Consider the following 8,166-nt stretch of genomic DNA (forward strand, 5'->3'; position numbering starts at 1 on the left):
AGCCCGGTCCGACCGGGCAGCCCGAACGAACCGAGAAGGTGATCGCCGTTGTCGATACGTGTCGAGGTCGAGCTGCCCGGCGGCGGACAGGTCCGCGCCGGTGACCTCGACATGCATCTCAACCGCGGCGGCGCCCTCGTCGGCTGCACGTTCCGCTACGACGCCGCGTACCTCCGCGACCCGCGCGCTTACCCGCTGTGCCCCGAGCTGCCCCTGACGCCGGGCAACATCCCGTCGGGCAGCGACCGGCCCCTCTTCGGCGTCCTGGCCGACTGCCAGCCCGACCAGTGGGGCCGCACCCTGCTGTTCAACGCGGAGCGGCGCGCCGCCCGGGCGGAGGGCCGCGGCTTCATGACGCTGACCGAGGTGGACTTCCTGCTCGGCGTGCAGGACGAGACCCGGCTCGGCGCGCTGCGCTTCTCGCTCGACGACGGCAAGACGTTCATGGGCCCGCCCCGCGCGGAGGTCCCCGACCTGGTGGACCTGCCCTCGCTGACCGACGCCGCGGACGCCGTCGCGCAGCACCGGGAGACCGACCACGACGTGCGGCTGCTGGTCGCGGCCGGGACCTCCATGGGCGGCGCCCGCCCCAAGGTGACCGTGAAGGACGCCGAGGGCGACCTGTGGATGGCCAAGCTGCCCGAGACCGGCGACCGCTGGGACGTGCAGGCCTGGGAGTACCTGACGCTGCGGCTGGCCTCGGACGCCGGCATCGAGGTGCCGGTCGCGCGGCTGCACCGCATCGGTCCGTCGCGCTCCATCCTGCTCACCCGCCGCTTCGACCGGCGACCGGACCGCGGGCGGATCGGCTTCCTGTCCGCGGACAGCCTCACGCAGAAGGCGTTCTTCGAGGTCATCGACTACCGCACGCTCGCGGAGACGCTGGCGGACCATTCCGGGCGGCCGGCCACGGACGGGCACGACCTGTTCCGCCGCGTCGCGTTCACGCTGCTCGTGCGCAACGTGGACGACCACATGAAGAACCACGGTTTCCTGCGCCGCGCGGACGGCTGGTCGCTGTCCCCGCTGTTCGACGTGAACCCCAACCCGTTCGCCGTCGTGGAGTCCACGCCGCTACGCCCGGGCGGCACCCGGATCGACCGGGACGTACGCGTGCTGCTGGCCACGGCCGACTCCTACGGCCTGCGGCAGGACGACGCGCGGGGCGTGCTCGCCGAGGTGGCGGCAGCGACGTCGGGCTGGTCGCGGATCGCGCGCGACATGTCCCTGCCGCCGGAGGAGATCGCGCTGATGGCGGAGGCGTTCGAGAACCCGAACCGGGACGAGGCGCAGGCGGCCTGACCGCGCGGGGTTACGCTCGCGTCATGAGCGGCAACACCCGGCCCATCGAGGCCTCCATCCGTACGGACTTCCGCGACGAGATGGACTACGGCTCCTACCTGGGGCTCGACGCGCTCCTGTCGGCGCAGCACCCGGTGAGCGACCCGCCGCACCACGACGAGCTGCTGTTCATCATCCAGCACCAGACCACGGAGCTGTGGCTCAAGCTGGTGGTGCACGAGCTGCTGGGCGTGCGGCGGTTCCTGGACGCCGACGACCTGCCCCGTGCCCTCAAGGGCCTGGCCCGGGTCAAGCACATCCAGCGCACCATCACCGAGCAGTGGTCGGTCCTGGCGACCCTGACCCCGAGCGAGTACGCGGAGTTCCGCGGTTCGCTGGGGCAGTCCTCCGGCTTCCAGTCCCACCAGTACCGCGCCGTGGAGTTCCTGCTGGGTAACAAGCACGCCGGGATGCTCCAGGTCTTCCGGGACAAGCCCGAGATCCACGCCCAACTCGCGCAGCTCCTGCAGGAGCCCACGGTCTACGACGCGTTCCTCCGCCTGCTGGCACGACGTGGGCACGCGGTCCCGGCCGAGATCCTGGAGCGCGACGTCACGCAGGCCTGGACCGAGCACCCTGAGCTGATCACCGTCTTCAAGACGATCTACGAGGACCCGCACGCCTACTGGGAGCTGTACGAGGCGTGCGAGGACCTGGTCGACATCGAGGACGCGTTCCAGCTCTGGCGCTTCCGCCACCTGCGCACGGTGCAGCGCACCATCGGGTTCAAGACCGGCACGGGCGGCTCCAGCGGCGTCGGCTTCCTCAAGCGCGCGCTGGACCTGACGTTCTTCCCCGAGCTCATCTCGGTCCGCACCGAGATCGACGGTCCGCTCGGTGCCTGAGGCGGTTCCCGGCACAGTGCCCGGCACGACGCTCCCCGGCGTCGTCGACCACCACGTGCACCTGGGCCTGGTCGACCGGACGCCGCTGGCCGACGGGCCGGTCGTCGAGCTGCACGACCTCGGCTGGGACCCGCGCGAGGTGGCCGCCTGGGCGGCCGCGCCGCCGTCGGGCCTGCGGATCCGGTACGCCGGGCCGTTCCACACCGCGCCCGGCGGGTACCCGACCGGCCGCTCCTGGGCGCCCGACGCCGCGGTGCGGCACGTCGCCGCACCCGGCGAGGCTGCGGGGGCGGTGGCCGACGTCGTTCGGGCCGGCGGCTTCGCGGTCAAGGTCGCCCTCCACGCGGGCATGTCCCTGCTGCCCGACGACGTGCTGCGGGCGCTCGTGGACGCGGCGCACGCGGCGGGCCTGCCGGTCGTCGTCCACGCCGAGGGAGCTGGCCAGGCGGAGCGGGCGATCGACGCGGGCGCGGACACGCTGGTGCATGTGCCGTGGACGGAGCCGCTGCCGGCCGAGGTGATCGCCCGCGCAGTCCACATGACCTGGATCTCGACGTTCGCGATCCACGACGCGCCCGGCGGTTCCGCCGGTCTGGACCGCGCGCTCGACAACGCGCGCCGGTTCGTCGCGGCGGGCGGGCGCCTCGTGTACGGCACGGACCTGGGCAACGGGCCCGCGCGGGCCGGGGTGAACGAGCGGGAGATCGAGCTGATCGGTGCCGTGGGCCTGACGGGGGAGGCGCTGCGCCGCGCCGTCCTCGGCCCGCCGGACGCCGTCCCCGCGTTGACCGCCCCGCTCCCGGTCCCGGACACGGCGATCGACCTGATCGCCTGGCTCCGCGCGTCCACCCGTCTACCCCACTGACTCGCCCCCCTTCGAACGCCGAGTCAGCAAGATGGTCCGACCACCCGACTGACTCGACCGATGGGATACGCCGAGTCAGCCGGATGGTCGGACCACCCCGCTGACTCAGCCGAGGGGAGATGGCGAGTCAGCGGGGTGGTCGGTGACCTAGTTGCGGTTGATCGTGAACGTCGACGTCGGGTTCTCGATGTCGCGGAAGTTGTTCCCGAACGTCAGCCCGTTGAACGTCGCCGACCCGACCGCCGGACCCTGACCGGCCTCCGGCAGCGGGTTGGCCCAGATGCCGTAACCCGACTTGGCGTCGTACGCGTCACCGCTGCGCTGGGCGCCGGTGATCGACACGTCGGTGAACACGGTGTCCTGCACCGGGTTGACCGGCTGCCCGCCGACGTACTGGGTCTGGAACATGATCCCGGAGTACGTCGGGTCCACGATGTCGAGGTCGTTCACCCGGATGGCGGTGAACGTCTTCGACGCCGAGAACAGCCACACCGCCGGGAACACCTGCGCGCCCCAGAAGTGCCCGCCGGAGCGCACCACGGAGATGCCCTCGAAGACGGTCGGCGCGGGGCCGAACCCCTCCATCGGGTACCCGAAGTCCAGCGAGCTGATCGTCACGCCCGAGTAGACGAGCGTGTCGGCGATGTAGATGTTGCGGAACGTGTTGTCCTGCCCGCCGTAGACGGCCAGGCCCGCGGCCCGCCAGGTGTTCGTGGACGTCAGGTTCTCGAACACGTTGCCCCGCTGGCCGCTGCCCCCGGCGTCGGTCGCCGCGAACAGGGCGAACGAGTCGTCGCCGGTGCCTCGCGCCTGGTTGTTGTGCACGTGGTTGTTCGCGCTGCCGTTGGTCATGTTCAGCGCGTCGGCGAACGTGTTCCGGATCCGGGAGTCCTTGATCTCCGAGTCGTCCATGTTGGCGGCCCAGAACATGCAGATCATGTGCTCGACCCAGATGTTGTCGATCGTCATGTCCCGCACGTTGGCGAAGTCGAACACCTTGCCGGGGCCGTCGATCCGCGACGTGTAGTTGCCGTAGTAGGCGAAGTCGCGGAACGTCGAGCCGTTCGCCGTCCCCTCGGCCCGGAAGCCGATGTCGGTGTTCTCCTGGCCCGCCGGGGCGAGGAACCGCGTGAACCACGGCCCGGCGCCGACGATGTCGACGGCCTTGCCGTAGACCTGGAACTTGCTGGCGGTCTGGTAGTCGCCCGCGGGCAGGTAGACGCCGGCCAGGGTGCCGGTCGTGTCCATCCGGAACCGGTCGAGCGCGTTCTGCACGTCCTGGTGCGTGAAGCCCGCGGGCTGGATGTACTTGGCGGGGTCCGGGTTGGCCTGCGCCGTCGCCTGCTCCAGGTCCACGAAGTCGACCGTGTACGGGCCGGGGTTGCTCGCCGTCTTCTGCAGGCGGATCGTCGATCCGGCCGGGACGTTCCGCCCGAGCAGGGCGTTCGCCTCGTCGTAGATGTGCCGCGGGGCACCCTGTCCGGGCTGGTTGCCCGGGCTGGCCTCGTTGCCGTACAGCCACGCGTAGCGCGAGGTCAGGTCGATGTTCTTGACGAACTGCCCGTCCACGTAGACCCCGAGCGAGCCGCTGGTGCCGCCGCCGCCTGCGGCGTCGGGCATCGAGAAGCGCACCACCAGGGAGTTGCTGGGTGCCCGCGTGGTCCACTCGACGTACGCGCCGGTCTGGCCGAGCGTGACCGCCTTGCGGCCGGACGCCTCGCCGGCGAGGTCGCCGACGACGCGGTTGGGCCCGATCGCGGTCGCCCCGCCGCCGGCCGCGCCGTCCTCCGCCTCGTAGGTGTCGAACGGCAGGTTGGCGCCGCGGCCGATGAACAGCGACCGGGTCACCTCGTTGTTCGCCCGCTTCGCGGCGACCTCGGTCGGGTCGGGCGCTGCGGTGACGGTGACGTCGAACGAGCCGTCGGCCGCCGTCCAGGTGCCCAGGTTCACGCTCTGGCTGGTGGCACCCGGTGCGATGGCCCCGGAGACCGAGCCCGTCAGGGTGCGCACCACCGCGCCGGAGCCGTTCCGCAGCACCACGGTCAGGCCGTGCGCGCCCGACGACGCCGCGACGGTGCCGCGGTTCGCGATCGTCGCCGAGAACGTGACGGTCTCGCCCGCCGCGGGCGTGGTCGGCGTCCACGACACGGTCGGGACCAGGTCGGAGCTGGCGATCTCGGTGACCACCAGCGGGTCCGGGCGCGTGTAGCCGTTGTCGGTCTCCGACTGCTCGGCCACGGCACCCGACGGGTCCGCCTCCGCGCCGATCTCGTACGACCCCGCCAGCAGCGTGCCGACGTCGGCCGTGACCGTGGCCTGCGCGCCCGCGGCGAGCGCGCCCACCTGGCCGGTCGCCACCTCGTCGCCGTCCACGGTGAACGACACGTCCGTGGCCGTCGAGGCCCGGGTGCCGATGTTCTTCACGACGGCGGACAGCGTCACGTCGTCCGACTCCGTGGGCGACGCCGGGGTGGCCGAGACGCCCGTGACCGTGAGGTTGGGGTTGGCCGCCGGCGTGCCGAACACCTGCAGCTCCGCCACCTGGCCGTTGCCCGAGCCCGTGTTCGCGGTGAACCGCAGGCGCACCTCCCGCGCGGTGCCCGTGACCGGCACGGTCACGGTGTTGCCCGTCGCCGGGGAGAAGGCGCGGGCGGCGGACGGCGCGAGCGTGCTCCACGCGTCACCCGACCCGGTGCGGCCCTGCACCTCGAAGGTCTGCGTGCGCGGCCCCCACGCCGTGGCCGGCGGCAGCTTCACGACGACGTCGCTCAGCTCCGCCGCGGACTCCAGCGTCACCGCCAGGGTGCTCGGGTACTGCCCGCCCGCACCCTCCCAGTAGGTGCTGGTGTTGCCGTCGTTGGCGTTCGCCGCGACGTACGTCCACTCCGTCGACGACGCCGCGATGGCGCGGCCCGCCGCCAGGTCCGTGCCGACCGGCTCCTGCGGCTCCTCCGGGTCGGGGACGTCCCGCGTGCCGCGCACCTCCAGCTCCGAGAGCTGCCCGGCAGGCCAGCCCGTGTTCGCCGTGATCGAGACCCGCACGTAGCGGGCCGCCGTGTCCGGCACGTCGATCGTCACCGTGTTGCCCGACGCCGGGTCGAACCGGCGGGCGGCGCTCGCGGAGAGCGTGGTGAACGTGGAGCCGTCGGCGCCGGCCTGCACCGACAGGGTCTGCGTTCGGGCCTCCCAGCCGGCGGGGAGCTTGAGCACCACCTCCTCGACGGTGGCCCCGCTGCCGAGGTCGACCTGCGCCCACTGCGGCAGGCTGTTGTTGGTCGACTCCCAGTACGTGGCCGCATTGCCGTCGGTGAGGTTGTCGGCCAGGTAGGGCGCGTTGGCGCTGCTGGCCGCGGCGGACGCACCCGCGGACAGGACGGCGGGCGCGGCGGCGGCCGGCGTCGTCGTAGTCGGTATGAGGACGACCGCGGCGAGCGCTGTCGCGGTGAGTGCGGACAGGAGGCCGGGAGCGAGCCCCCGTCGTGGTGCATGGCGTGCGGCGGAGCGGAACATCATCGTCCCCGATCTCCCGTCGTCGTCGACGGGGGTCGTCACCAGGATTGACCTTGGGTACTTGCCATGGTTCTGTACGTAAAAACGCATACTCTTGTCGAGTTCTTGCGTTTGATTGGCACGGACATTACTGATGCCGGGACTGGGGCGTCAAGGGTTCCGCGGGGTCTGCCGCGCACAGGACGTACGCTCGGGCCGGAACCGAACGACCTGGAGCCTCCGTGACCGACACTGCACCGTCCGCCGACCTGCCCGCGCCGCCGTCCGCCGCGCTGCCTGCCGCCGCCCTGCCTGCCGCGCTGCGCGAGCGCGCCACCGCGCTCGACGCCGCCGACCCGCTGGCGCGCTACCGCGACCTCTTCGCCCCGAGCGAGGGCCTGATCGCCTACCTCGACGGCAACTCGCTGGGCCGGCCGCTGACCGCCACCCGCGAGCGGCTGACGTCGTTCGTGGACGGGCCGTGGGCCGCGCGCCTGATCCGGTCCTGGGACGAGGGCTGGATGGACGCGCCGACGGAGCTCGGCGACACGCTCGGCCGGGTCGCACTGGGTGCGGCGCCGGGGCAGACCGTCGTCGCGGACTCCACGACCGTGCTGCTCTACAAGCTGGCCCGCGCCGCCGTCGACGCGCGGCCCGGCCGCACCGTGATCGTCGCGGACACCGAGAACTTCCCCACGGACCGGTTCGTGCTCCAGGGCATCGCCGCCGAGCGGGGCCTGGAGCTCCGCTGGATCACGCCCGACGCCGAGGCGGGCGTGACGGCCGACGAGGTGGCGGCCGCCGTCGGCCCGGACACCGCGCTCGTGCTGCTCAGCCACGTCGCGTTCAAGTCCGGGTACATCGCCGACCTGCCCGCCATCACGCGCATCGTGCACGACGCCGGGGCGCTGGTCCTGTGGGACCTGTGCCACTCGGCCGGCTCGGTGCCCCTGGACCTGGACGCCGACGGCGTGGACATCGCCGTCGGCTGCACCTACAAGTACCTCAACGGCGGGCCCGGCTCACCGGCATTCGCCTACCTGGCCGCCGGCCTGCAGGACGAGGTGCGCCAGCCGGTCCAGGGCTGGATGGGGGCCGCCGACCCGTTCGCCATGGGCCCCGAGTACGAGCCCGCGACCGGGATCCGGCAGCTCATCAGCGGCACGCCGCCCGTCATCGGCATGCTGCCGATGCGCGACATGCTCGCCCTGATCGAGGAGGCGGGCATGCCCGCCGTGCGTGAGAAGTCGCTCGCGCTGACCGCGTTCGCGATCGAGCTCGCCGACGAGCACCTGCCCGGCGTGCGCGTGGCCTCGCCGCGCGACCCGGAGCACCGGGGGAGCCACGTCATGCTCGACCACCCCGACTTCAAGCGGGTGGTCGCGCAGTCGTGGGAGCGGGGCGTGATCCCGGACTTCCGGCCGCCGCAGGGCCTCCGCGTAGGGCTCTCCCCGCTGAGCACGAGCTTCACAGAGGTCGCGGAAGGCCTCTGGACGATCCGCACCCTGACCCCCGCTCGTTGAGTGCTGGGTATTTGTTGGCCCTCCAAACGACTTTTCGACGCAAAAAGCCCGAGCCCCACAAAGGGGGGGGGGGAGGATGGGAGGGGGGGACCTGGCCTTCGGG

Annotated in this window: 5 protein-coding genes; 4 read left to right on the plus strand and 1 reads right to left on the minus strand. The window is 72.3% G+C overall.

The features are described 5' to 3' along the window. Window positions 1–48 precede the first annotated feature (48 nt). From ACFV9Q_RS23425 to ACFV9Q_RS23435, 3 genes are read left to right on the plus strand one after another with little or no spacing between them, the layout of a single operon-like run. Window positions 49–1,302, plus strand: a complete 1,254-nt coding sequence (locus ACFV9Q_RS23425) for a type II toxin-antitoxin system HipA family toxin (protein WP_377236400.1) — start codon at window positions 49–51, stop codon at window positions 1,300–1,302. A 23-nt stretch (window positions 1,303–1,325) separates the two neighbouring features. Continuing rightward, window positions 1,326–2,186 carry a tryptophan 2,3-dioxygenase gene (kynA, locus tag ACFV9Q_RS23430; protein WP_377229935.1) on the plus strand — a complete coding sequence of 287 codons (861 nt, stop codon included), beginning with the start codon at window positions 1,326–1,328 and terminating at the stop codon, window positions 2,184–2,186. Beyond that, on the plus strand, window positions 2,179–3,051 hold the full coding sequence (locus ACFV9Q_RS23435; RefSeq protein WP_377236401.1) for a hydrolase: 873 nt from the start codon (window positions 2,179–2,181) through the stop codon (window positions 3,049–3,051). The genes kynA and ACFV9Q_RS23435 overlap by 8 nt, the downstream gene beginning before the upstream one ends. 147 nt (window positions 3,052–3,198) lie before the next feature. Here the strand turns inward: ACFV9Q_RS23435 and ACFV9Q_RS23440 are convergent, their stop codons facing one another. Beyond that, the gene (locus ACFV9Q_RS23440; RefSeq protein WP_377236402.1) at window positions 3,199–6,603 is read right to left on the minus strand and encodes a discoidin domain-containing protein; all 3,405 of its coding nucleotides are present in this window, start codon (window positions 6,601–6,603) and stop codon (window positions 3,199–3,201) included. 179 nt (window positions 6,604–6,782) lie between these two features. On the opposite strand from ACFV9Q_RS23440, the gene ACFV9Q_RS23445 reads away from it, so the two are divergent. After that, the gene (locus ACFV9Q_RS23445) at window positions 6,783–8,063 is read left to right on the plus strand and encodes a kynureninase (RefSeq protein ID WP_377236403.1); all 1,281 of its coding nucleotides are present in this window, start codon (window positions 6,783–6,785) and stop codon (window positions 8,061–8,063) included. Window positions 8,064–8,166: the final 103 nt, after the last annotated feature.

The organism is Promicromonospora sp. NPDC059942 (assembly GCF_042731755.1).
GTDB lineage: Bacteria > Actinomycetota > Actinomycetes > Actinomycetales > Cellulomonadaceae > Promicromonospora.

What these genes read in the sequence shown, in the direction of transcription:
- kynA (WP_377229935.1), top strand. Translation starts at nt 1,326, where the DNA reads ATGAGCGGCAACACCCGGCCCATCGAGGCCTCCATCCGTACGGACTTC.